Raw genomic sequence first — 23,405 nt, 5'->3', positions numbered from 1 at the left:
GTTCGCGCTCGACGCCCGCGCGGGGTGGGCGCGCGTGCGCGATTCGCTCCCCGCCGTCATCCAGATCACGGTGACCGCCGCGGCCTCGTACGCGTTCGCGTTCTTCGTGCTCGGCCACCAGGCTCCGCTCATCGCCGCGATCATGCCGATCTCGGCTCTCGGTCTCGCCGGCGATGCGCGCCCCTTCCGAGTGCTCGAGGCGGTGCTGGGGATGACGCTCGGCATCGTCCTCGCCGAGCTGCTGCTCATCGGCGTGGGCGGGGGAGTGCTGCCCTACGCCCTCGCTCTCGGGCTGACGCTCGCGATCGCGCGATTCCTGTCGCCGACCGTGCAGTTCACGATCTCGGCGGCCATCCAGTGCACTCTCGTCATGCTCGTCCCGCCGCCCGACGGCGGGTACTTCGTCCGCACGATCGACGCGGTCGTCGGCGGCGTCTTCGCGCTCCTCGCGACGGCGCTCCTCCCGCGGGACCCCTGGCGGACCGCGCTCCGCGCCGGGCGTCGCCTCGTCGACGCGCACATCCTCGTGCTCGACGACCTCGTGCGGGCGTTGCGGACGGGCGACGCCGAGGTCGCGGCGGGCTCCCTGGTTCGCGCTCGAGCCGCCTCGTCGGCTCTCGACGAGTGGACGACCGCGGTCGATTCCGGAGTCGCCATCGCGCGCGTCTCGCCGTTCGTGCGGCGGTCGCGCTTCCTGCTCGGCAGGCAGCAGCAGATGCTCCCGCCGATGGATCTCGCCACCCGCAACCTCCGGATGATCGCGAGGCGCTGCGACTACCTCCTGGGAGATGGCGTTCCGCGGCCGCAGATCGCCGACCTCTACGTGCGCATCGCGCACGCCCTCGGTGTGCTGCGCGACTCGCTCGGCGACGTGACGGCGGCGCCCCTCGCACGACACGCCCTGCTCGAGATCGCGAAGCACGATTCGCCGCGCGTCATGATGCCGGGTGCCGGAGACAGCGAGCACAACGCGCTGCACGCGACCCGGCCCTACCTCGCCGACCTGCTCCAGGCGACGGGGATGTCGCTGACCGAGGCACGGGCCGCACTGCCGCCGCTCTGACGCACGCGACTGCGAGATTGCCGAGACTTCGCGGCGCACCGGTCAGTACAGTAGAACGGTGAACACCACTGCGAACGAATACCTCCTCGAGGGCGGCCGAACGAGCATCACCGAACTGCCGAAGGTGTCGTTGCACGATCACCTCGACGGCGGTCTCCGTCCGCAGACGATCATCGAGCTCGCCGACGAGGCGGGCATCGACGTCCCGGCCGAGGAATCGGCCGAGCTCGCACAGTGGTTCTCCGACCACGCCAACTCCGGAAGCCTCGTCGACTACCTGAAGACGTTCGACGCGACCATCGCGGTCATGCAGACCCGCGAGGGCCTCACGCGGGTAGCCCGCGAGTTCGTCGAGGACCTCGCCGCCGACGGAGTGGTGCACGGCGAAGTGCGCTGGGCGCCCGAGCAGCACCTCACGCGCGGTCTGAGCCTCGACGAGACCGTCGAAGCCGTTCAGCAGGGCATCGACGAGGGCATCGACGCGGCACGGCACAACGGCCACCACCTCTCGATCGGACAGCTCGTGACCGCCATGCGTCACGCCGACCGCGGCCTCGAGATCGCCGAACTCGCCGTTCGGCACCGTGACCGAGGCGTCATCGGCTTCGACATCGCCGGCGCCGAGGCCGGTTTCCCCGCGAGCCGCCACCGCACGGCGTTCGACTACCTCGCGACGCAGCTCTTCCCCGTGACCGTGCACGCCGGCGAGGCCGACGGCATCGAGTCGATCCGCAGCGCCCTGTTCGACGGTCGCGCGCTGCGCCTCGGACACGGTGTGCGCATCGCCGAAGACATCACGATCGAGCGTCAGGACGACGAGAACGTCTACGTCACGCTCGGCCCGACCGCTCAGTGGGTCCGCGACCGCGAGATCCCCCTCGAGCTGTCGCCCTCGTCGAACCTGCAGACCGGCGCGATCGCCGCGTGGGGCGACGAGCTCATCGACCACCCGTTCGACCTGCTCTACCAGCTCGGCTTCCGAGTGACGGTCAACACCGACAACCGCCTCATGAGCGCGACGACGCTCAGTCGTGAGCTCTCGATCCTCGCCGATGCGTTCGGCTACGGGCTCGAGCAGCTCGAAGACTTCCAGCTCAATGCCGCCGCGGCGTCCTTCCTCCCGCTCGAAGAGCGTGAGGAGCTCGTCGAGCGCATCAGCGCCGGATTCGCCGACGCCTGATCGGTCACCTCCGACGGTTATACTCGCCACTCTCCCTCACCGACGAAAGGCCACGGATGCCGTTGCCGCCGCTCGCCACCCCGGCGATCGCCCTCCAGGCCGATGCCGCCGACTGGCGTGAAGCCGTCCGTGCCGCGGGCAACGCGCTCACGGTGTCGGGCGCGACGAAGCCCGAGTACTCCGAGCGCATGATCGGCGTGATCGAAGAGTTCGGCGCCTACGTCGTCATCGCTCCGGGCCTCGCGCTCGCGCACGCCCGGCCCGGCCCCGACGTCCTCGCCGAAGGCCTCAGCGTCGTGACGCTCGCGAACCCGGTTCCCTTCGGCCACCCGCACAACGACCCCGTCTCGGTCGTGCTGGGACTCGCCGTGACGAGCGCCGAGGAGCACGTCGCGTCGGTCGCGGAGCTCGCGAACGTGTTCAACGACGAAGCCATCATCGGCCGCATCGCGGAGGCGCAGACACCGGCAGCGGTTCGCGCCCTTCTCGGCTACGAGGCCGACGCATGAGGATCGTCGCCGTCTGCGGCGCCGGCATCGGAACATCGGCGATCCTGCAGGTGAACGCCCAGCGCGCGCTCGAGCGGCTCGGCCTCGAGGCGGATGTCTCGGCGAGCGATCTCGCGAGCGTGAGCACCGCGGCAGCCGATGCCCAGGTGATCCTCACCTCGACCGAGCTCGCCGATCAGGTGCGCGCGGCGATCGGCCGGAACTTCGCCGAGATCGTCGTCGTGCAGAACTACTTCGACGTCGACGAGATCGCGGGCAAGCTCCAGACCTCGCTCGGCTGAGCGAGCGCGCATCACAAAGAGCTGAGCGCGCGGCGTTCACGAGAGCTGAGCGGGCGCCGGATGTGACCGACGCCCGGCTCGGTCACGCGGTGAGCGCCCGCATCCCCCGATCGAGTTCGGCGACGGTGGCCTCGGCGGCCGCGCGCCGCTCGGAGAGGGTTCCCGTGTCGGCGTGGGCGTCGATGTAGATCTTGAGCTTCGGCTCGGTGCCGCTCGGGCGCACCATGACTCGCGCACCGCCCTCGAGGTGGAGCCGCAGGGTGTCGCTCGGGGGGAGCCCCTCGAAGCCCTCGGAGAGATCGTCGATGCGCTCGACGCGGATCGTGCCCACGACGGCGGGCGGCTCGTCGCGGAGGCGTGTCATGAGGGCGGCCCGCTCCGACGGGTCGCTGAACCGCAGCGAGACCTGGCCCGAGGCGAAGTGCCCGAATCGTTCGCTGAACGCATCGAGGTGGTCGGCGATCGTCCGACCGGACGCCGCGAGCTCGGCGGCGAGCGAGAGGAACGCGAGTGCGGCCGAGATGCCGTCCTTGTCGCGCACCGTGGCGGGGTTCACGAGGTAGCCGAGCGCTTCCTCGAATCCGAAGATGAGGCCGCCCGCGCGCGAGATCCACTTGAATCCCGTGAGGGTCTCCTCGTAGCCGAGCCCGTAGTCGCGCGCGATGGCTCCGAGGGCGGGAGACGACACGATCGAGCACGCGAGGGTGCCCTCGGCCGCTTCGTCGCCGCTCGCGGCCTGTGCGGCAACCTCAGCGGCGCGCCAACCGAGCAGGCCGCCGACCTCGTTGCCCGTGAGCTGGCGGAAGCCGTCCCCGTCGGGGATGGCGATGGCGAGCCGGTCGGCGTCGGGGTCGTTCGCGATGATGAGGTCGGCGCCCACGGCGGCGGCACGCTCGAGGGAGAGGTCCATCGCACCCGGCTCCTCCGGGTTCGGGAACGAGACCGTGGGGAACGCGGCATCCGGTTCGATCTGCTCCGCGACGACGGTCGGGGTGTCGAATCCGGCGGCCTCGAGGACGGCCGCGAAGGTCTGCCAGCCGACTCCGTGCATGGCCGTGTAGACGACGCGGGGCTGCGCGGAGGGCGCGGGAGCGAGGGCCGCGGTCGCGTCGATGTACGCCGAGACGACGCTCTCGTCGGCGGTCTCGAACGCGGCCTTCGGCAGCTCGTCGAAGGCGTGCGCATCGGCGACGGCGAGGATGTGCGCGGCGATCTCCGAGTCGACCGGCGGAACGATCTGCGCCCCGGCGTCGTCGCCGCCGAGGTAAACCTTGTAGCCGTTGTCGTTCGGCGGGTTGTGCGACGCCGTGACCATGACGCCCGCACTCGCATCGAGGTGCCGCACGGCGAAAGCGAGCACCGGCGTCGGCAGGAGCCTCGGCAGGAGGACGGCGCGAACGCCCGCTCCCGCGAGGATGGCGGCCGAGTCCTCGGCGAAGACGCGCGAGTTCTTCCGCCCGTCGTAGCCGATGACGACCGACGGGGAGCTCTCGCGACCGAGCAGGAAGGCGGCGAGACCCGCGGCCGCCTGACCGACGAGCACGCGGTTCATGCGATTGGGGCCGGCGGCGATCTCACCGCGGAGTCCCGCCGTGCCGAAGGCGAGACGCGAATCGAAGCGGGCGTGGAGCTCGTCGACGGCGTTCTGCCCGCCCGCGCGCGCCTCGTCGATGAGGGTGCGGAGCTCGGCCTGCGTCTCGGCGTCGGGGTCCTGCGCGAGCCACGCCTCGGCGCGCTCGAGGAGGTCGCCGCTCACAGCTCGGCCACGATCCGTGCGAGGAGGGCGCTGATGACGGGTTCGGCCTGCTGACCGGCCTCGATGACCTCGGCGTGGCTGAGCGGCGTCTTCTGGATGCCGGCGGCGAGGTTTGTGATGAGCGACATGCCGAGCACCTCCATGCCAGCCTGGCGTGCGGCGATGGCCTCGAGAGCCGTCGACATGCCCACGATGTGGCCGCCGATCGTCTTCGCCATCTGCACCTCGGCGGGGGTCTCGTAGTGCGGGCCGCGGAACTGCACGTAGACGCCCTCGTCGAGCGACGGATCGATCGACGAGGCGAGGGCGCGGAGGCGGGCCGAGTAGAGGTCGGTCAGATCGACGAACGTCGCGCCCTCGAGGGGAGAGTCGGCGGTGAGGTTGATGTGGTCGCTGATGAGCACGGGCGTTCCCGGCGTCCAGTAATCCTTGATACCGCCCGCGCCGTTCGTGAGGATCATGGTCTTTGCGCCCGTCGCCGCCGCCGTGCGCACGGAGTGCACGACCCGGCGCACGCCGTGGTCCTCGTAGTAGTGCGTGCGCGCTCCGATGACGAGGGCGCGCTTGCCGCTCGGCAGGAGGACGCTGCGGAGGGTTCCGACGTGACCGACGACGGCGGGCTTCGAGAAGCCCGTGATGTCGGATGCCGGGATGGTGTGCGTCGTCTCGCCGATGAGGTCCGCGGCCTTGGCCCACCCGCTGCCGAGGGTGAGAGCGATGTCGTGGTGGTCGACGCCGGTCGCCTCCGCGATCTCGGCCGCGGCGATGCGGGCGATCTCGAACGGATCGGTGGAACGGTCGTCGAGCGGGTTCGTGTCAGACATGCGACCACTTTAGCCAGCGTCATCCGAATGCTGGCTTCTCTGCTCATCTGCGCACCCCGAGTGTCGTCGGGCCCGCTCACGCTGCGACAGAATGGACTCATGGCCTATGAGTTCGAGCGCACGCAACGTATCGCTGTCCTCGGAGGCGGGCCCGGTGGATACGAGGCCGCCCTCGCCGCAGCACAGCTCGGAGCCGAGGTCACGCTCGTCGAGCGTGTCGGAGTCGGCGGCGCGGCGGTGCTGACCGACGTCGTGCCGTCGAAGTCGCTCATCGCGACCGCCGAGGCGTCGAACTCGGTGAAGGAGGCGGCCGACCTCGGCGTCATCTTCTACGCCCGCGGCGAAGCCGGCAACGCCGTGCGCCCCGAGGTCGCCATCAACCTCGCCGCCGTCAACAAGCGGCTCCTCGCGCTCGCGCGCCAGCAGTCGGAGGACATGCGCGCGAACCTCATCGACGCGGGCGTGCGTCTCGTGCAGGCCGACGGTCGTCTCGACGGCACCAACGCCATCATCGTCTCGACCGCCTTCGGCGAGGCGGGCACCGACTTCGACCGCATCGAGGCCGACACGATCGTCGTCGCCGTGGGGGCGTCGCCGCGCATCCTCTCGAGCGCCGTTCCGGACGGCGAGCGCATCCTCACCTGGACCCAGCTCTACGACCTGCAGTCGATCCCCGAACACCTCATCGTCGTCGGTTCCGGTGTGACGGGCGCCGAATTCGCCTCGGCCTACCGCGCCCTCGGATCGAAGGTCACGCTCATCTCGAGCCGCGATCAGGTGCTGCCCGGCGAAGACGCCGACGCCGCCGCGGTCATCGAGAAGGTCTTCAAGCGCAACGGCATGAAGGTCATGGCGAAGTCGCGCGCCGAGTCGGTCGTCCGCACCGAGACGGGCGTCATCGCGACGCTCTCCGACGGCCGCACCGTCGAGGGCAGCCACTGCCTCATGGCCGTCGGCTCGGTGCCGAACACCGCCGGCATCGGCCTCGAAGAGGCCGGAGTGCAGCTCTCCGAGAGCGGCCACATCCGCGTCAACCGCGTCGCACGCACCTCGATGCCGAACATCTACGCCGCAGGTGATTGCACGACGTACATCCCTCTCGCGTCGGTCGCGTCGATGCAGGGGCGCACGGCGGTATTCCACGCGATGGGCGACATCGTGAACCCGCCGTCGGAGCGCAACATCACGTCGAACATCTTCACGCAGCCCGAGATCGCGACCGTCGGGTGGACGCAGAAGCAGATCGAGGACGGCATCGCGCAGGGCGAGATCTACAAGCTGCCCCTCGCGTCGAACCCGCGCGCGAAGATGATGGGCCTGCGCGACGGTTTCGTGAAGCTCTTCGCGCGCACGGGATCGGGCACCGTCATCGGCGGCGTCATCGTCGCCCCAAAGGCGAGCGAGCTCGTGCTTCCCCTCGCCCTTGCGGTCGAGCACCGACTCACCGTCGACCAGGTCGCCGAGGCCTTCCCGGTGTACCCGTCGCTCTCGGGTTCGCTCACCGACGCGGCACGTGCGCTGCACATCGTTCGCTAACCGGCCTCACAGTCATCCCTCAGCGCGCTGAGAGGCGCGTGATCGTCGGTTGCTGAACCGCGCACGGCGCGACGCGATTCTCTGTCGTCATGAACGAGAAGACGACACGGAGAAAGCACCCCGTCCGCACCGGCATCATCGCGGGGAGCGCCGCGCTCGCACTGCTCCTCGGCGGGGGAGCGTGGTGGGCCGCTGACCGGTTCCTGATCGAGCACGTCGAGATCGCCGACGTCTCGGCGTACGAGGCGAGTCTCGCCGCGACGGGCGAGGGGGCGGAAGCCGAGCCGGACTCGGCGACGGAGGGCGTCGTCTCGGGCTCGAGCTACACCGACGGCGCGACGAGCGTCGACGTCACGACGGTGACGACGGGAACGGCCGACGACACGCTCACCTACTACGTCGCCGAGGTGACGCTCTCGGATGCCACGCGACTGCGTTCCGCCTTCGCGAAGGACTCGTTCGGGGAGAACATCATCGAGACGCCGTCGGCGATCGCCGAGTCGGTCGGCGCCGTGTTCGCCATCAACGGCGACTACTACGGCTTCCGCGATACCGGCATCGTCATCAGGAACGGAGTGGTCTACCGCGACGAGGGCGCGCGCGAAGGACTCGCCTTCTACACGGATGGCCGCGTCGAGGTGTACGACGAGACGACGACCTCGGCCGACGAGCTCCTCGCGGACGGCGTCTGGAACACGCTGTCGTTCGGGCCGGCGATCGTCGAGGACGGCGCCGTCGTCGACGGGATCGAGGATGTCGAGGTCGACACGAACCCCGGAAACCACTCGATCCAGGGCGAGCAGCCGCGGACGGCGGTGGGTGTCATCGACGAGAACCACCTCGTGTTCGTCGTCGTCGACGGCCGGAGCCCCGGATACTCGCGCGGCGCGACCCTGCCCGAGCTCGGCGAGATCATGGCCGGGCTCGGCGCGACGACCGCCTACAACCTCGACGGCGGCGGTTCGTCGACGATGTACTTCGACGGCGCCCTCGTCAACGATCCGCTCGGCCGAGGAACCGAGCGCGGCACGTCGGACATCCTCTACCTCGCGTGGTGAGCGCGATGTTCATCGTCATCCCGGCACTCGAGCCCGACGACCGTCTCCTCGCGCTCGTCCGAGGGCTGACGGATGCCGCGAGCGAATCATCACCGCTCCGCGTCCTCGTCATCGACGACGGCTCGGGCTCCGCCTACGACGCCGTGTTCACCGAGGTCGGACGACTCGGGGCAACAGTGCTGCGCTCCGCCCAGAATCGCGGGAAGGGGCGTGCGGTCAAGACGGCCCTCGCCCACGCCCGGTCGCTCGATCCGAACGCGCTCGCGGTCACGGCCGACGCCGACGGGCAGCACTCCGTCGCCGACATCCTGCGCATCGCCGATCGTCTCCGGCGCGAGCCCGGCGCGCTCGTGCTCGGCACGCGGAGCTTCGGGCCCGACGTGCCTCGTCGCAGCCGCTGGGGCAATCGGGCCAGCGCCGTCGTGTTCGGCGCGGTCGCCGGAACGCCGCTCTCCGACACGCAGACCGGTCTCCGGGGCTATTCCGTCGAAGCGATCACCGCCGTGCTCGAGGTGCGCGGCGAGCGCTTCGAGTGGGAGTTCCGGGTGCTGCTCGATGCCCGTCGACGGGGCATCCGTCTGGTGGACGTGCCCATCGCGACCATCTATCTCGATCAGAACGCCTCCTCGCACTTCCGGCCCGTCCGCGATTCGCTGCGGGTGGCGGCCCCGCTCGCGCGCTTCGTGGTCTCCGCCGTCGCGGCGTTCGCGATCGATGCCGCGGCGCTCGTCGCGCTCACCGCGCTCGGCTGGCCGCTCCTGTCCGCCGTCGTCGCGGCGCGCCTCGTGAGCGCGAGCGTCAACTTCGCCGTCAACCGCGGCCTCGTGTTCGGCGCGCGCCGGGGCAGTCTGCGCGCGCAGGCCATCCAGTACGTCTGTCTCGCCGTGCTGCTCCTCGCGGCCAACTTCGGATTCCTGACGGCGCTCACCGACGTCGGCGTGCCGCTCGTCATCGCGAAGATCGTGGCCGACGGGTCGTTGTTCTTCGTCAGCTATCGTGCGCAGCGGACCGTCGTGTTCGCGAGCAGCGACCACGGGGCAGGTGGGGGAGAGCGCGCCGAGCGCGTGTCAGCGGTCGACGTCTCGCGTGACGGTCGTGATCCACTCGTGCGCCGCGCGGGCGGCGTGCGCGAACGCGTCGACATCGAGCACGACGGAACGCTCGTCGTCGATGATGAGCTCGACGTACGTCGTGCGCTCGGACTCACGACGCCGAAGGACCGCCTGGGCGCCGGGGGTGGGCGCGCCGGCGACGACCGACGTGCCCGAGACGGGCATCGTGCCACCGCCGGGCCGACCGAGCTCCACTGGAGCTGAGTAGTGGACGATGTCTTCGTCGTGCCAGCGCGGCCCGTGCTCACGGGTGCACCACGGCGGGCACGTCACATCGGCCGACTGCGGGTTCTGCGCGCTCACGATCTGTCCTCCTCGGATCGGTCGGCACGACGAGTCGAGTACATCAGGAGCCACCGACACGCGCACGTGCCGACGGCGTGCGACGCACTCGACAGCTCGACGAGCGCGCCTCCAGTGCAGATGACCATTTATAGATGGTACAAGCGTTTGCACCCCGTCGGTGCGAGTGGCGTGAGCGTGAACTACTCGGTCAGCGCGTCGGGGATGTCGGGGAGGAGGTCGGCGAGCGAGACGTCCAGCACGGCGGCGAGCGACACGAGTGTGCGGAGCGTCGGGTTGGCCGGTGCTCCCGGGCGGGATTCGCCCTTCTCGAGCTTCTGGTAGGTGAATGCCGCGAGACCCGCTTCGTGCGCGATGCGCTCCTGGCTCAGGCCGCGTACGGCCCGTGCTTGACGGAGCCGTGAGCCGAGTTCGGTCGCATACTGCTCCCAGACGCCTTCCTTCATGAGTACAGCATCCACTACGTGATATCTGAAGGTGGCCAGACGGAAATGGTCACTCGGAGTCGGTGATCGTGAGCAGCAGGTGACCGCTCGAGACCGTCGCGCCGACGACGGCGTTCACCGTCGACACGACGCCGTCCTTGTGCGCCGTGAGCGGCTGCTCCATCTTCATCGCCTCGAGCACGAGGATGAGGTCGCCCTTGACGACGGTGTCGCCCTCGGAGACCGCGACCTTCACGATCGTCGCCTGCATGGGCGCCGTGACGGCATCTCCCGTCGCCGTGTCGACGGCGTGCCCGGCCGAACGCCGGCGCGGCGCGGAGCCCGCCGTGCTCTCGGCGGTGACGCCGGGGACGAGCTTCTTCGGGATCGTCACCTCGATGCGTCGCCCGTCGACCTCGACCACGACGCTCTGCCGTGCCGCGGGCCCCTGGACGTCGGACAGCTCGCCCGACCACGGCTCGAGGCGGTTGTCGTACTCCGTCTCGATCCAGCGTGTGTAGATCGAGAACGGGCCGCCGTCGGTCGGGGCGAACGCTTCGTTCCGCACCACATCGCGGTGGAAGGGCAGGACGGTCGGGAGGCCGTTGACCTCGAACTCGTCGAGGGCGCGCCGCGAGCGCTCGATGGCGTCTTCGCGCGTCGCGCCCGTCACGACGAGCTTCGCGAGGAGCGAGTCGAACGCGCCCGAGATCTCGTCGCCGGTCGTCACGCCGGAGTCGATGCGCACGCCGGGGCCGCCCGGGAAACGGATGGCGTGCACGGGACCGGGGGCGGGGAGGAAGCCGCGGCCGGGGTCTTCGCCGTTGATGCGGAACTCGATGGAGTGGCCGGTCGCGATCGGGTCGTCGTAGTCGAGCGTGCCGCCCTCGGCGAGACGGAACTGCTCGCGGACGAGGTCGATGCCCGTGACCTCTTCCGAGACGGGGTGCTCGACCTGGAGACGCGTGTTGACCTCGAGGAACGACACCGTCCCGTCCTGCCCGATGAGGAACTCGCACGTTCCCGCTCCGACGTAGCCGACCTCGCGGAGGATGGCCTTCGAGGCGTCGTACAGGGCGCGGTTCTGGTCGTCCGTGAGGAACGGCGCAGGAGCCTCCTCGACGAGCTTCTGGTGCCGGCGCTGCAACGAGCAGTCGCGCGTCGACACGACGACGACGTTGCCGTGGGCATCGGCGAGGCACTGGGTCTCGACGTGACGCGGGCGGTCGAGGTACTTCTCGACGAAGCACTCGCCGCGGCCGAAGGCCGCGACGGCCTCACGCGTGGCGGACTCGAAGAGCTCGGGGACCTCGTCGCGCGTGCGCGCGACCTTGAGGCCGCGGCCGCCACCGCCGAAGGCCGCCTTGATGGCGACGGGCAGGCCGTGCACGTCGACGAAGTCGAGCACCTCGTCGGCGCCGGACACCGGATTGAGTGTTCCCGGGGCGAGCGGCGCCCCGACCTTCTCGGCGACGTGACGGGCCGAGACCTTGTCTCCGAGTCGCTCGATCGCCTCGGGCGACGGGCCGATCCAGATGAGCCCCGCACCGATCACGGCGCGGGCGAAGTCGGGGTTCTCAGCGAGGAAGCCGTAGCCGGGGTGGATCGCATCGGCGCCCGAGCGGCGTGCGATCGAGAGGATCTTGTCGATGACGAGGTAGGTCTCGGCGCTCGTGGTGCCCTCGAGCGCGTACGCCTCGTCGGCGAGCTTCACGTGACGGGCATCGCGGTCCTGGTCGGCGTAGACGGCGACGGAGCCGATACCGCTGTCGCGGGCGGCGCGGATCACGCGTACGGCGATCTCTCCACGGTTGGCGATGAGGACCTTGCTGATACGCGGCATAGTCACCAAGCTTATGGGTCGCCCCCGGCGCTACTGAGAGCGCCTCGCCTAAAAAACCCGCACATCATTGGCGGACTGACACAACTTTCAGCGGTTCCAGAGGTCGGTCCACGTCACGTCGAACTCGCGCACGAGCTCACGCAGCGTCGAGAGGGACAGCCCGACGACGGTCGACGGGTCGCCGACGACGTTCCTGATGAACGGGCCGCCGAGGCTGTCGACGGTGAAGGCGCCCGCGACGGCGAGCGGTTCGCCCGTCGCCACGTAGGCGTCGATCTCCGCGTCGTCGACGTCGGCGAACTCGACGCGCGCGACCGCCGCGCGTCCGATCGCGCCGCGCGCCCGGCCGCCGCGGTGATCGATGAGCCAGTGCCCCGACCAGAGGTCGCCGCTGCGTCCGCGCTGGGCGAGCCAGCGCTCACGCGCGATGTGGGGCTCGTGCGGCTTGCCGTGGATGACGCCGTCGACGACGAACGCCGAGTCGCCGCCGAGGATGAATCCGTCGATCGGATCGCCGTCGACGGTGGCGCCCACGACGGCATCCGCCTTGGCCTGCGCGAGCAGCTGGACGAGAGCCTCGGGAGCGAGCGGTCCCTCGGTCGCCTCGGTCGCCGCCACGAGCGCACTCTCGTCGACTCCCGGCGCGATCGTGCGGGGTTCGATCCCCGCCGCGCGCAGGAGGGTGAGCCGGGCGGGGGACGTCGAAGCGAGGTAGAGGCGCATACGTCCATCCTGCCGCTGTGCAACGCTAGGAGGATGGCAGAACCCGGGCAGGTCCTCGAACTCGAAGTGGGCTCCGTCGCCCACGGCGGCATCTTCGTCGCGCGCTACGACGGGCGGGTGGTCTTCGTCACCGACACACTCCCGGGTGAACGAGTGCGCGCTCGCCTGACCGAGACGAAGCACGACCGATTCTGGCGCGCGGACACGATCGAGGTGCTCGACGCCGCCCCCGAGCGGCAGGCGCACGTCTGGGATGCCGCGTCGATCGACCGCGACCCGGCCGAACGCGCCGGCGGCGCCGAGTTCGGGCATATCGCACTCGAACGTCAGCGCGCGCTCAAGTCCCAGGTGCTCGGCGAGTCGCTCGCCCGCATGGGAGGCGTCGAACGCGACGTCGCCGTCGAGGCCGTTCCGACGATCGACGCGCCCGACGACCAGACCGGAACGGGTTGGCGCACGCGCGTGCGACTGCAGGTCGACGCCGACGGCCGACCGGGGCCGTACGCGGCGCGTTCGCACCACGTCGTCGACATCGACGACCTCCCGCTCGCCACCGAGCGCGTCCGCGAGGCCGCCCCGCTCCGCTCCCGCTTCGCCGGGGCCGCGCACGTCGACGTCATCGCGCCGAGCGCGGGGGAGGCCATCGTCCTCGTCGCCGAGAGCGATCGACGAGGCCGCCCGCTGCCCTACGAGCGCGGAACCGTCTCCGAGTCGGTCGCCGGTCGCACGTTCTCGCTCGAACGCGGCGGCTTCTGGCAGGTGCACTCCGGTGCGGCCGAGACCCTCTACCGCGCCGTCCAGGACGCGATCGACCCCGCCCTCTTCGATCCGCGTGCCGCGAACCTCGACCTCTACGGCGGGGTGGGACTCCTCGCCGCAGCCGTCGGCGACCGATTCGGCGACACGGTCCGCATCACGACGGTCGAATCCGATCCGCTCGCGACCGATCACGCCGCTCAGAACCTCTCCGAGTGGATCGGCGCACGGGCCGTCACCGCTCGCGTCGACCGTTACGTCCGAGAGCTCCAGGCCGCAGGCAACCACTCCGAGCGGGCCAGGACGCGGTCGGCGACGGTCGTCCTCGACCCGCCGCGGTCGGGAGCGGGTCGGGAGGTCATCGACGCGCTCGCCGCCCTCGCACCGCGCCAACTCGTCTACGTCGCGTGCGACCCCGTCGCCCTCGCCCGCGACGTCGGATTCCTCCGCGCGCACGGCTACGAACTCGCCGACATCCGCGCCTTCGACCTCTTCCCGAACACCCACCACGTCGAGGCCGTCGCCAGACTGGTCGACACGCGATGACCGCGCGAAGCTATGGTGGTCGCAGGAGGCGAACGTGAGCGCTGATTCAGAGCCGACGCAATCGACTGCGCCGGGGTTCGTCGCGCGCGTCGCGATCGTCGATGACCACGAGGCCGTGCGCGTCGGGCTGCGTGCTGCATGCATCGCCGCGGGCTACGAGGTCGTCACCGATACGTCGACGGTCGCCGATTACGTGAGCGAACTCGCCGGTCGCCCGTGCGACGTCGTCGTGCTCGACCTGTCGCTCGGCGACGGGTCGCTCGTCACCGACAACGTCAAGCTCGTGCTCGCCACGGGGGCCGTCGTGCTCGTGCACTCGATCGCCGACCGCGTCGCGAGCGTTCGCGAGGCGCTCGCCGCGGGAGCCGCCGGCGTCATCCCGAAGTCGGCTCCCATGTCGACGGTGCTCCAGGCGATCGGCACGGTCGCGCGCGGCGACGTGCTCAACAACCTCGAGTGGGCGAGCGCGATCGACGCCGACCGCGACTTCGCGAAGGCGCAGCTCGGCCGACGGGAACGCGACGTGCTGCACCTGTATGCCTCCGGCCTCCCGCTCAAGGCCGTCGCCATGCAGCTCGGCATCGCGCACTCGACCGCTCGCGAGTACCTCGACCGCATCCGCACGAAGTACGTCGAGGTCGGACGCCCGGCCCCGACGAAGGTCGATCTCCTCCGTCGTGCGGTCGAAGACGGCATCCTCCCCGGCCTCGATCCCGAATCCGGAGATGACGCGAACTGAGACGCACCTCGGCCACGAGGTGCCCCGGCCGCGAAGCTCCGTGTCGAGCGCGCAGATCGAGACGATCGCCGCTCGCGCACTCGGACTCTTCGGTCTCGTTTTCGGTGCGCAGACGGTCCCGATCTTCCTCGATCAGATCCCCGCGATGGCCCCTGCGGCATCCATCGTCACCGCGGCGGTCGTCATCGGCACGATCCTCGTGCTCGCCGTCACGAGCGTCATCGCCGTCGGCGCACGCATCGTCAGTGCCGTGTTCGCCGGGGTCTACGCCGCCGTCATCGTGACCTGGCCCCTCATCGTCGTCAATCCTGAAGCGCTGGACGGTCAGATCCCTTGGCCCTACTTTCTGTGCACCGTCGCAACGACCGCGGCGTGCGTGGCTTTCTCCCTGCGCTGGGCGGTTACGTACGCGGTCCTCGTTCCTGTCGCCTACAGCATCGTGAGGGTCAGCCCCGAAGGCGGCAACGCCTCGACGATCCTCGCGGTGTTCGACGGTCTCTACGCCTTCATCCTCGGCATCGTCGTCATCATCATCATCACGATGCTCCGACAGGCCTCAGCGGCCGTGGACGCCGCGCAGGAGGCCGCGTTGCGTCGATACGACCTCGCCGTGCGTCAGCACGCGAGCGAGGTCGAGAGGGTGCGTGTCGACGCGCTCGTGCACGACAGCGTGCTGACGACCCTCCTCTCCGCGGCGGCGGCCGAGTCTCCCGAGCAGAAGGCGCTCGCGTCGCGCATGGCGGGCGACGCCATTCTCAGGCTCGACGAAGCGGGCGCGGCGCCGGCCGAGACGGTCGAGACCGCCCCTCTCCCGGTGCTCGTCCGCCGAGTGAGCGCCGCTCTCGCGACGTTCGCCCCCGACTTCGAGGTCGACGTCGAGAGCGTCGACGGGGTCGAGCTGCCGGTCGACGCCGTCGAGGCGATCTACTCGGCGACCGTGCAGGCGATGGTGAACTCCATGCAGCACGCCGGGCCGGGCCGCGTCTCCCGCTCGCTCCTCATCCGCGGCGAACGACGCGGGGGATGCCTCGTGAGCATCGTCGACACTGGAAGGGGCTTCGACCCCGCCGACGTTCCGTCGGCGCGCCTCGGGCTTCGCGTGTCGATCGTCGAACGCGTGCAGAGCGCGGGCGGTTCGACCGTCATCCGCTCGGCCCCGGGTGAAGGCACGAGCGTTACGATCCACTGGCCCGCCGAGGAGGCGATCGCATGATCACCGTTCCCCGATGGCTCATGCTCGCGCTCGCCGCTTTGTTCTCGAGCTACCACGTCGTGCTCGCGCTCTACGCGATCAACCTGCCGGTGTCGATCGTGCCGCCCCTCGTCGCGCTCGGGCTGTACGTCGTCGCCACGGCGCTGAGCCTCTCGCCGTGGAGCGCGACGCGCATGAGCGGATGGCTCGCGGCGTTCAACCTCGCCGTCTCGATCGCTCTGCCGCTGCTCGTCACGAGCCAGCTCGACCCGAGCGTCAACAACGGCTACGCGACGTGGTACGTGGCGGCCGTCGGCACGCTCATGACCATCACGGCTGCTCGGCGTCAGCTGCTCGCCGCATGGCTGGGCGTCGCGGCCCTCGCGGTGCAGACCATCTTCTGGGCCGGCTTCCCCGCCCTCGGAGCGCTCGGCGTCGTCGGCAGCATCGTGTGGGTCGGCATCACGCACATGCTGACGCGGGCGCTCGCGAACGCCGCCCGCGAGGCCCGTCAGTTCGCCCGGGCGGAGCGCGAGACGGCGGCGTGGCAGGCCGCGCAGGACGCGCACGTGTTCGAGGGGCAGTTCCGGCTGGCGCAGACGAACCGCATTGCGGCCCCGATGCTGCATCGCATCAGCGAGAGCGGCGGAAACCTGACCGATGCCCAGCGCGCCGAGTGCCGCATGCTCGAAGCCGCGATCCGCGACGAGATCCGCGGGCGCATGCTGCTCGACGACGGTGTGCGCCGCGAGGTGCAGCGTGCGCGTTCCCGAGGAGCGATCGTCACGCTCCTCGACGAGGGCGGCATCGACGACCTCGACGAGATCACGCGCGATCGCGTGCTCGCGCGACTCGCCGTCGCCATCGCCGGGAGCACGGCCGACCGCATCATCGCCCGGACGACCCCCGAGGGTTCGGACGTCGCCGTGACCGTCGTCGGGCTCACACAGCCCGTCGGAGGCGCCGCGAGCGAGCTCGGCGAGGACGAGTCGGAGGATGAGGTCGAGCTGTGGCTCGAGATCCCGCGGAGCGTCCCCGCCGGTTGGTGACAGCGCGGCCTCGCCGGGCGCAGCGCCTCGGCGCGCCTCGTCGAGCGCGAGTTGCCAGGAATGGCCCGTCCGGCGCGGTCGACACGGGCCGAAAGCGGCAACTCGCCGATAGGGCGAGCCTTAACGAAAAGACCGGGGGCCGACGTAACGTCGACCCCCGGTCAAAGTCCGAGTCAGAGGGACAACCCGAATATCACCCTGACTCGCCCCCAAAACACTCGCCCGCTTACCCTAGTCGGCGAGTGATTGGTGGTGCTTCTCCGAAGAGCAGCACCAAGTAATAGTTATAGTGCATGATCGGCCGTCGCGCTTCCAGTCATCATTTAGGGGGACACCGGGGGACAAGACGTCCCACATACGGGGGGCGTCGTCTCGAAATCGCCGGAATCGCGCGGATGTGCACGTCGAGTTCGGGGGACAAGCGCCCGGTCGCCCCCGAGTGGGTGTCACGCCTCCGAGGCTGCCCGGAGAACAACTCGACAGGCACCACGGGGCTATTCACCGGAAATTCCCAGTAAGTACGCGGCTGCGTCAGCCCGTGAAGCCGCGCCAGGCGGACGGGCCGGGCCACGTCGCGGCCCGGAGGCCCCGACTGCTCTTCTGCCAGGCGTCCAGACCGGTCGCTGCCGGGCGTCGAGCTCCCGCGGATTCCTCCGCGAGGAGCGCCTCGATGACGGCGAAGACCGTCGCCTTCTCCTCGGGCGACACGTCGCGCGTGACGAAGCGGACGAGCTCGTCCGGCTGCTCGTCGCTCACAGGGGGATGTTCCCGTGCTTCTTCGGCGGCAGGCTCGCCCGCTTGGTGCGGAGGGCCCGCAGCGCCTTCGTCACCGAGATGCGCGTCGCCGCGGGCTCGATGACTCCGTCGAGCTCACCGCGCTCCGCAGCGAGGAACGGGGACGCCACGTTGTAGGTGTACTCGTTCGCAAGCTTCGTGCGCACCGCGGCGACGTCTTCGCCGGCCTCTTCCGCGCGCTTGATCTCGCCGCGGTAGAGGATGTTGACGGCGCCCTGACCGCCCATGACGGCGATCTCGGCGGTGGGCCAGGCGAGGTTCATGTCGGCACCGAGCTGCTTCGAACCCATGACGATGTACGCGCCGCCGTAGGCCTTGCGCGTGATGACCGTGACGAGGGGCACGGTGGCCTCGGCGTAGGCGTAGAGCAGCTTCGCGCCGCGGCGGATGACGCCCGTCCACTCCTGGTCGGTTCCGGGCAGGTAGCCGGGAACGTCGACGAGCGTGAGGATCGGGATCGAGAACGCGTCGCAGAACCGCACGAAGCGGCTGGCCTTCTCGCCGGCCTCGATGTTGAGGGTTCCCGCCATCTGGTTCGGCTGGTTCGCGATGATGCCGACCGAGCGGCCTTCGACGCGCGCGAAGCCGATGAGGATGTTCGGCGCGAAGAGCGGCTGCACCTCGAGGAACTCGCCGTTGTCGACGATGCCCTGGATGACCGAGTGCATGTCGTAGGGCTGGTTCGGCGAATCGGGGATGACCGTGTTGAGGCGACGGTCGGCGTCGGTGATCTCGAGCTCGATCTCGCTCTCGTACACCGGCAGCTCGGCGAGGTTGTTGTCGGGGAGGTAGCTGATGAGCGAGCGCGCGTAGTCGAGCGCGTCGGACTCGTCGCTCGCGAGGTAGTGCGCGACGCCCGAGACCTTGTTGTGGGTGAGCGCGCCGCCGAGCTCCTCCATGCCGACGTCCTCGCCCGTGACCGTCTTGATGACGTCGGGGCCGGTGACGAACATCTGGCTCGTCTTGTCGACCATGATGACGAAGTCGGTGAGGGCGGGGGAGTACACGGCGCCGCCGGCGGCAGGGCCGCAGACGATCGAGATCTGGGGGATGACTCCGGAGGCCTGCGTGTTGCGGCGGAAGATCTCGCCGTACTTGCCGAGGGCGACGACGCCCTCCTGGATGCGGGCTCCGCCCGAGTCGAGGATGCCGATGATCGGCACACCGGTCTTCAGCGCGTGATCCATGACCTTGATGATCTTCTCGCCCGCGACCTCGCCGAGCGAGCCGCCGAAGATCGTGAAGTCCTGCGAGTAGACCGCGACCTGGCGGCCGTGGATCGTTCCGACTCCCGTGACGACGGAGTCGCCGTAGGGGCGCTTGGCCTCCATGCCGAAGGCGTGGGTGCGGTGTCGCACGAACTCGTCGAACTCGACGAAGGAGCCCGGGTCGAGCAGTTCGGCGATGCGCTCGCGCGCCGTCATCTTGCCCTTGGCGTGCTGCTTCTCGACCGCGGCCTCGCCGCTCGCCGTCACGGCTTCGTGATAGCGATCCTTCAGATCGGCGAGCTTGCCGGCGGTCGTGGACAAATCGGGGCCAGGAGTGGTCTCTTCGGTCACGTCGTTCACTCTACCGTCCACCTCTCGGGCCGAACCGTTGACGATTCCCCACAAAGCGCACCCCAACGACTGGCCCATTCCTCCGAGTCGCGCGCTCGCCGTCATCCGCTCGCCCGGCCGTTCGTGACTCCGTGATGTCGTTTTCGGGGGTCGAGAACGACACGAACGAGTCACAAACAGGGGAGGAGGGCGGGAGGATGGGGGGATGGGACGGGAATGGGCCGAGACGATCAGGGAGAGCGCCGCGATCGCGACGCTCGACGAAGCGGGATCGACGAACGACGAGCTCGCGCGGCGAGCGGTGACGGATGCCGCGGCCTGGCCCGACCTCTCCGTCGTGGTGACCGACACGCAGACGAACGGCCGCGGGCGCCTCGGGCGGGTCTGGGTCGCGCCGCCGGGCGAGTGCCTCGCGATCTCGGTGCTCGTGCGGCCGGCGACTCCCTCGGGGGCGGCGCTCGACCCCGAGCGGTTCGGCTGGCTGCCGCTCCTCGCCGGTGCAGCCATGACGCGGGCGTTGCGGCGGCTGACCGACGGCGCGGCGATCGACCTCAAGTGGCCGAACGACGTGCTGACCGAGGGGCGGAAGCTCTCCGGCATCCTCTCGGAACTGCTGCCCGACCTGTCGGGGGTCGTCATCGGAGCGGGCGTCAACGTGACCGTCGCGTCCGAGGCGCTGCCGACGCCGACGTCGAGCTCGCTGCTCGTGCTGACGGGGGAGCGGTTCGACGTCGACGCCGTCGCGAGCGCCTACTTGCGTGAGTTCCGGCCGCTCTACGATGCCTACCTCGCCTCGGGCGGCGACGCCGAGCGATCGGGCCTCCGCGCCGAGGTGCGCGGGGTGTGCGGAACGCTCGGCTCCCGCGTGCGAGTCGAGCTGCCGGGGGGCGCCGATCTGGTGGGCGTCGCGCGCGACATCGACGGCGACGGCCGGCTCGTCGTCGAGGACGAGAATGGCCGACTGCAGTCTGTCGCCGCCGGAGACGTGACCCACCTGAGGTATTAATGGGCATATGAGCAACACCGCTTCGACGCCCCGCGGCGCGGAGGCCCCTCCTGAGCGTGTGGTCGTCCGCCTGCGCAGCAACGCGCGTCGGCTGGTGTGGTCGGTGCTCGTGCTCGTCGCGGTCGCCGGTGCGCTCGGCTACTTCCTCGGCAACTTCGCCGAACCGTGGCACGAGATCGCGGCGCTCGCCGGTGCGGCCGCCATCGTGCTGCTCGCGTGCATCCTGCCGTTCTTCGGCTGGCTCGCGCGCCGCTACACGATCACGTCGCGCCGCCTGATCGTGCGGAGCGGGCTGTTCGTGCGCGTGCGACGGGAGATCCCGCACTCACGCGGCTACGACGTGACGGTGCGGCGCACGTGGGTGCAGTCGGCGTTCGGCTCGGGAGACGTCCGCGTCTCGACGGGCGCCGAGTCGCCGGTGACCCTGCGTAACGTGCCGAACCCGGGACTCGTGCAGTCGGTGCTCAACGAGCTCGTCGAAGCCGCCCGGCCCGCGATGGCGCCGTACCGCCCGCCGTCGACGGCGTACGACGACACCGTCGCGTGGGGCGGACGCTAAGGCGTCGCGCTCATCGCTTCGTACGCGCGAGAGACATCCCGACCGACTGATCGGTTCGACAATCCCCTCATCTCGTTGGGTATCGGCCTAGGATGACGGTGTGGGAGCAAAACTCGGTCAGAACAACGTCAAGGGCGAAGCGACGAAGGCGGCCATCCTCGATGCCGCTGCGGCGGCGCTCGCCGAGTCGGGCTACCGCGGCGCGAGTCTCGCGGGGATCGCCGAGCGCGCGGGCGTGACGCAGTCGGGGCTCCTCCACCATTTCGGATCGAAGGAGGACCTCCTCCTCGCCGTCCTCGACGAGCACGGCCGGCACGACGACGCCCTGCTCGCCCGGCCCCTCGGTCGCGGCGGCCTCGGCGTGATCGCGGGCCTCCGCGACCTGCTCGCCGAGTATGCGAACGACCGTGTGTCGGTGCGGCTCTTTGTCGTGCTCGTCGCCGAGAGCACGTCGCCCGAGCACCCCGGCCACGCGTACATGCGCGACCGCTACGAGAAGCTGCGCAATCGACTCGTCGGTTCGCTCCTCGTCGGCGTCGACCGCGGCGAGTTTGCGGCGGATGCCGACCTCGAGTCGCTCTCGACGGGCCTCATCGCCCTCATGGACGGCGTCCAGCTGCAGTGGGTGTACAACTCGGCGATCGACATGCCCGCAGCCTTCGAGGTGCTCGCGACGGCGCTCGCGCGCGATCTCGGCGCCCTCGGCCCCGCGGACTGACCTCCCCTCTTCCCTCGGTGTCGCACCGATTAACCGACCATGCGCGCTGAGAATACGCGCGGCCTCCGCGCGCTTACGGTATAAACCGTCCGTTCGCTCTGTCCTTTCCTTCCTCTCGCACGCTCTGATGCGCCTCGAAAGTGCCGGAATTCCGTCGATTTCGGCATACGCGCTGGCCTGTTCTGCGGTCGACGCCGCGCTTGTGCTTGATTTACCAACCGTGCACACGGTAAGTTAATTGACACGAGCCTCACGGCCGTCTCACACTCGAAGGAGAGAACATGAGAATCACAGCACGGCTCGCCACGGCGGCCGCCCTGATCGCCGCGGGCGCCCTCGCCCTCACCGGATGCTCGGCCGGAGGGACGACACCTGCGTCGACCTCCGCCGCCTCGGGCGGCACGCTCACCCTCGGCGCCGCGCTCGACGCGTCGTCGTGGGACCCGGCGGACGCCGAGTTCGGCAACCGGCTGCAGTACATGCAGCCCGTCTACGACTCGCTGCTCCACATCACCGCCGACCTCGAGATCGAGCCGTGGCTCGCGAGCGCCTACGAGTACGACGAGTCGCTGACGACCCTGACGCTCACGCTCCGCGACGACGTAGTGTTCACGGACGGCGAAGCCTTCACCGCCGACGTGGCCAAGGCGAACCTCGAGCACTTCGCGGCCGGCACCGGTCAGAACTCCATCACCCTCGCAGCCGTCTCCTCGATCGAGGCCCCGAGCCCCACCGAGCTCGTGCTCACCCTCTCGGCGCCCGACCCGGCGCTCCTCCGCAACCTCGCCCTCGTCTCCGGCATGCAGGCGAGCCCGGCCGCCCTCGAAGGCGGCGACCTGAAGACGACGCCCGTCGGCTCCGGTCCCTACGAACTCGACGCCGACGCGACCGTCGTCGGCAGCACCTACACCTACACGCGGAACCCCGAGTACTGGAACCCGGACGCCTTCCCCTACGACTCGATCGTCATCACTCCGCTGACCGACCTCACGGCTCGCCTCAACGCCCTCAAGTCGGGTCAGATCGACGCGGCGATCGCCGACGCGAAGAGCATGAAGGAGGCCGAGGTCTCGGGCCTCACCGTCAACACGATGGAGGGCGACTGGCAGGGTCTGTTCATCGTCGACCGCGCGGGCACGAAGGTTCCGGCCCTCGCCGACGCCCGGGTGCGCCAGGCACTCAACCTCGCCGTCGACGGCGACGCGATCCTCAAGAACGTGCGCCTCGGCCAGGGTTCGCCGACGACCCAGATCTTCAACCCGACGAGCACCGCCTACGACGAGGCGCTCGACGACGCGTACCCCTACGATCCCGAGAAGGCCAAGGAGCTCCTCGCCGAGGCCGGCTACCCCGACGGCTTCTCGCTCACGATGCCCGCGATCACGGGCTTCGAAGACCTGACGACGCTCGTGTCGCAGCAGCTCGGCGAGGTCGGCATCACGGTCGAGACGCAGCCCGTCACTCCCGACCAGGTCATCTCGAGCCTCCTGAGCGGCGAGTTCCCCGTCTTCATCTTCTCGTGGGGTTCGTCGAACTCGTGGCAGGACATCCTGAAGCTCGTGCAGCCGACGGCACCGTGGAACATGTACGCGAACGAGACCCCCGAGCTCGACGCCCTCATCCTCGCCGCGCAGCAGTCGACGCCGGAGGACGCGGAGGACGCCTTCCGCGCCGTGAGCGAATACCTCGTCGACGAGGCCTGGTTCGCGCCCTGGTATGTGCAGAACAACATCTACCTGAGCTCCGCCGACACGACGGTCACCATGCAGCCGCAGAACGTCGTTCCGTACATCTGGAACTACGCACCCGCGAGCTGATCCGCGTGCCCCGGCCGGTCCTGTGACGGCCGGCCGGGGCGCCGCACGACCTTCGA

The 23,405-nt window shown here is 69.9% G+C and carries 22 protein-coding genes and 1 pseudogene; 15 read left to right on the top strand and 8 right to left on the bottom strand.

Annotated elements, in window-relative coordinates; all coding sequences use genetic code 11:
• Nucleotides 1-34: 34 nt before the first annotated feature.
• The 4 genes from BJ972_RS06400 to BJ972_RS06385 are packed head-to-tail and all read left to right on the top strand — an operon-like array spanning nt 35 to nt 3,033.
• Nucleotides 35-1,063 (top strand): FUSC family protein, encoded by a 1,029-nt coding sequence (locus tag BJ972_RS06400; protein ID WP_129172979.1) that lies wholly within the window; start codon nt 35-37, stop codon nt 1,061-1,063.
• Between the two features lie 58 nt (nt 1,064-1,121).
• Entirely contained in the window at nt 1,122-2,243 is a 1,122-nt protein-coding gene (locus BJ972_RS06395) for an adenosine deaminase (RefSeq protein ID WP_129172977.1), read from the top strand.
• Nucleotides 2,244-2,299: 56 nt separating this feature from the next.
• Nucleotides 2,300-2,752, top strand: a complete 453-nt coding sequence (locus BJ972_RS06390) for a PTS sugar transporter subunit IIA (RefSeq protein ID WP_129172975.1) — start codon at nt 2,300-2,302, stop codon at nt 2,750-2,752.
• Entirely contained in the window at nt 2,749-3,033 is a 285-nt protein-coding gene (locus BJ972_RS06385) for a PTS sugar transporter subunit IIB (protein WP_129172974.1), read from the top strand. The genes BJ972_RS06390 and BJ972_RS06385 overlap by 4 nt, the downstream gene beginning before the upstream one ends.
• An 82-nt stretch (nt 3,034-3,115) precedes the next feature.
• Here BJ972_RS06385 and BJ972_RS06380 read toward each other — a convergent pair whose 3' ends face one another.
• Nucleotides 3,116-4,789, bottom strand: a complete 1,674-nt coding sequence (locus tag BJ972_RS06380; RefSeq protein WP_129172973.1) for a phospho-sugar mutase — start codon at nt 4,787-4,789, stop codon at nt 3,116-3,118.
• Nucleotides 4,786-5,613 (bottom strand): purine-nucleoside phosphorylase, encoded by an 828-nt coding sequence (locus BJ972_RS06375; protein ID WP_129172972.1) that lies wholly within the window; start codon nt 5,611-5,613, stop codon nt 4,786-4,788. The genes BJ972_RS06380 and BJ972_RS06375 overlap by 4 nt, the downstream gene beginning before the upstream one ends.
• Before the next feature lie 99 nt (nt 5,614-5,712).
• Between BJ972_RS06375 and BJ972_RS06370 the strand changes: the two genes are divergently transcribed.
• The 3 genes and pseudogenes from BJ972_RS06370 to BJ972_RS06360 form a co-directional block, all read left to right on the top strand.
• Entirely contained in the window at nt 5,713-7,149 is a 1,437-nt protein-coding gene (locus BJ972_RS06370; RefSeq protein WP_129172971.1) for an NAD(P)H-quinone dehydrogenase, read from the top strand.
• 89 nt (nt 7,150-7,238) lie between these two features.
• Nucleotides 7,239-8,207, top strand: a complete 969-nt coding sequence (locus BJ972_RS06365; protein ID WP_129172970.1) for a phosphodiester glycosidase family protein — start codon at nt 7,239-7,241, stop codon at nt 8,205-8,207.
• 5 nt (nt 8,208-8,212) lie between these two features.
• Nucleotides 8,213-9,214 (top strand): annotated as a pseudogene (locus tag BJ972_RS06360) (bifunctional glycosyltransferase family 2/GtrA family protein); the annotation flags it as partial.
• Nucleotides 9,215-9,274: 60 nt separating this feature from the next.
• Here the strand turns inward: BJ972_RS06360 and BJ972_RS17785 are convergent.
• The 4 genes from BJ972_RS17785 to BJ972_RS06345 all read right to left on the bottom strand — a co-directional run bounded on the left by BJ972_RS17785 (nt 9,275) and on the right by BJ972_RS06345 (nt 12,613).
• A complete protein-coding gene (locus BJ972_RS17785; protein WP_373366836.1) occupies nt 9,275-9,592 on the bottom strand; it encodes a DUF6907 domain-containing protein in 318 nt (105 codons plus the stop codon).
• Nucleotides 9,593-9,804: 212 nt separating this feature from the next.
• Nucleotides 9,805-10,068 (bottom strand): helix-turn-helix domain-containing protein, encoded by a 264-nt coding sequence (locus tag BJ972_RS06355; protein ID WP_129172968.1) that lies wholly within the window; start codon nt 10,066-10,068, stop codon nt 9,805-9,807.
• Between the two features lie 49 nt (nt 10,069-10,117).
• Nucleotides 10,118-11,890, bottom strand: a complete 1,773-nt coding sequence (locus BJ972_RS06350) for an acetyl/propionyl/methylcrotonyl-CoA carboxylase subunit alpha (RefSeq protein WP_129172967.1) — start codon at nt 11,888-11,890, stop codon at nt 10,118-10,120.
• 87 nt (nt 11,891-11,977) lie between these two features.
• Entirely contained in the window at nt 11,978-12,613 is a 636-nt protein-coding gene (locus BJ972_RS06345) for a Maf family protein (RefSeq protein ID WP_129172966.1), read from the bottom strand.
• A gap of 33 nt (nt 12,614-12,646) precedes the next feature.
• Here BJ972_RS06345 and BJ972_RS06340 point away from each other — a divergent pair, with 33 nt between their 5' ends.
• From BJ972_RS06340 to BJ972_RS06325, 4 genes are read left to right on the top strand one after another with little or no spacing between them, the layout of a single operon-like run.
• Nucleotides 12,647-13,915, top strand: a complete 1,269-nt coding sequence (locus tag BJ972_RS06340) for a class I SAM-dependent RNA methyltransferase (RefSeq protein WP_129172965.1) — start codon at nt 12,647-12,649, stop codon at nt 13,913-13,915.
• A gap of 34 nt (nt 13,916-13,949) precedes the next feature.
• Nucleotides 13,950-14,654 carry a response regulator transcription factor gene (locus BJ972_RS06335; protein ID WP_129172964.1) on the top strand — a complete coding sequence of 235 codons (705 nt, stop codon included), beginning with the start codon at nt 13,950-13,952 and terminating at the stop codon, nt 14,652-14,654.
• Nucleotides 14,641-15,867 carry a sensor histidine kinase gene (locus tag BJ972_RS06330; protein WP_129172963.1) on the top strand — a complete coding sequence of 409 codons (1,227 nt, stop codon included), beginning with the start codon at nt 14,641-14,643 and terminating at the stop codon, nt 15,865-15,867. The genes BJ972_RS06335 and BJ972_RS06330 overlap by 14 nt, the downstream gene beginning before the upstream one ends.
• Nucleotides 15,864-16,895, top strand: coding sequence for a DUF8320 family protein (locus BJ972_RS06325; RefSeq protein ID WP_129172962.1), 1,032 nt, complete (start codon nt 15,864-15,866; stop codon nt 16,893-16,895). Before BJ972_RS06330 ends, BJ972_RS06325 begins: the two co-directional genes overlap by 4 nt.
• A gap of 531 nt (nt 16,896-17,426) precedes the next feature.
• Here BJ972_RS06325 and BJ972_RS06320 read toward each other — a convergent pair.
• Both BJ972_RS06320 and BJ972_RS06315 read right to left on the bottom strand, forming a co-directional pair.
• Complete coding sequence (locus tag BJ972_RS06320; protein WP_129172961.1) at nt 17,427-17,651, bottom strand: acyl-CoA carboxylase subunit epsilon; 225 nt, start codon at nt 17,649-17,651, stop codon at nt 17,427-17,429.
• Complete coding sequence (locus BJ972_RS06315; protein ID WP_372487669.1) at nt 17,648-19,258, bottom strand: acyl-CoA carboxylase subunit beta; 1,611 nt, start codon at nt 19,256-19,258, stop codon at nt 17,648-17,650. The genes BJ972_RS06320 and BJ972_RS06315 overlap by 4 nt, the downstream gene beginning before the upstream one ends.
• A gap of 196 nt (nt 19,259-19,454) precedes the next feature.
• Here BJ972_RS06315 and BJ972_RS06310 point away from each other — a divergent pair, with 196 nt between their 5' ends.
• The 4 genes from BJ972_RS06310 (at nt 19,455) to BJ972_RS06295 (ending at nt 23,349) form a co-directional block, all read left to right on the top strand.
• Nucleotides 19,455-20,255, top strand: a complete 801-nt coding sequence (locus tag BJ972_RS06310) for a biotin--[acetyl-CoA-carboxylase] ligase (RefSeq protein WP_129172959.1) — start codon at nt 19,455-19,457, stop codon at nt 20,253-20,255.
• A gap of 7 nt (nt 20,256-20,262) precedes the next feature.
• Nucleotides 20,263-20,814 carry a PH domain-containing protein gene (locus tag BJ972_RS06305; RefSeq protein WP_129172958.1) on the top strand — a complete coding sequence of 184 codons (552 nt, stop codon included), beginning with the start codon at nt 20,263-20,265 and terminating at the stop codon, nt 20,812-20,814.
• Between the two features lie 100 nt (nt 20,815-20,914).
• The gene (locus tag BJ972_RS17650; RefSeq protein ID WP_129172957.1) at nt 20,915-21,532 is read left to right on the top strand and encodes a TetR/AcrR family transcriptional regulator; all 618 of its coding nucleotides are present in this window, start codon (nt 20,915-20,917) and stop codon (nt 21,530-21,532) included.
• 281 nt (nt 21,533-21,813) lie between these two features.
• On the top strand, nt 21,814-23,349 hold the full coding sequence (locus BJ972_RS06295; protein WP_129172956.1) for an ABC transporter substrate-binding protein: 1,536 nt from the start codon (nt 21,814-21,816) through the stop codon (nt 23,347-23,349).
• Nucleotides 23,350-23,405 lie beyond the last annotated feature (56 nt).

The organism is Agromyces atrinae, assembly GCF_013407835.1.
Lineage (GTDB): Bacteria > Actinomycetota > Actinomycetes > Actinomycetales > Microbacteriaceae > Agromyces > Agromyces atrinae.
This window is presented reverse-complemented; position numbering and strand designations above follow the sequence as displayed.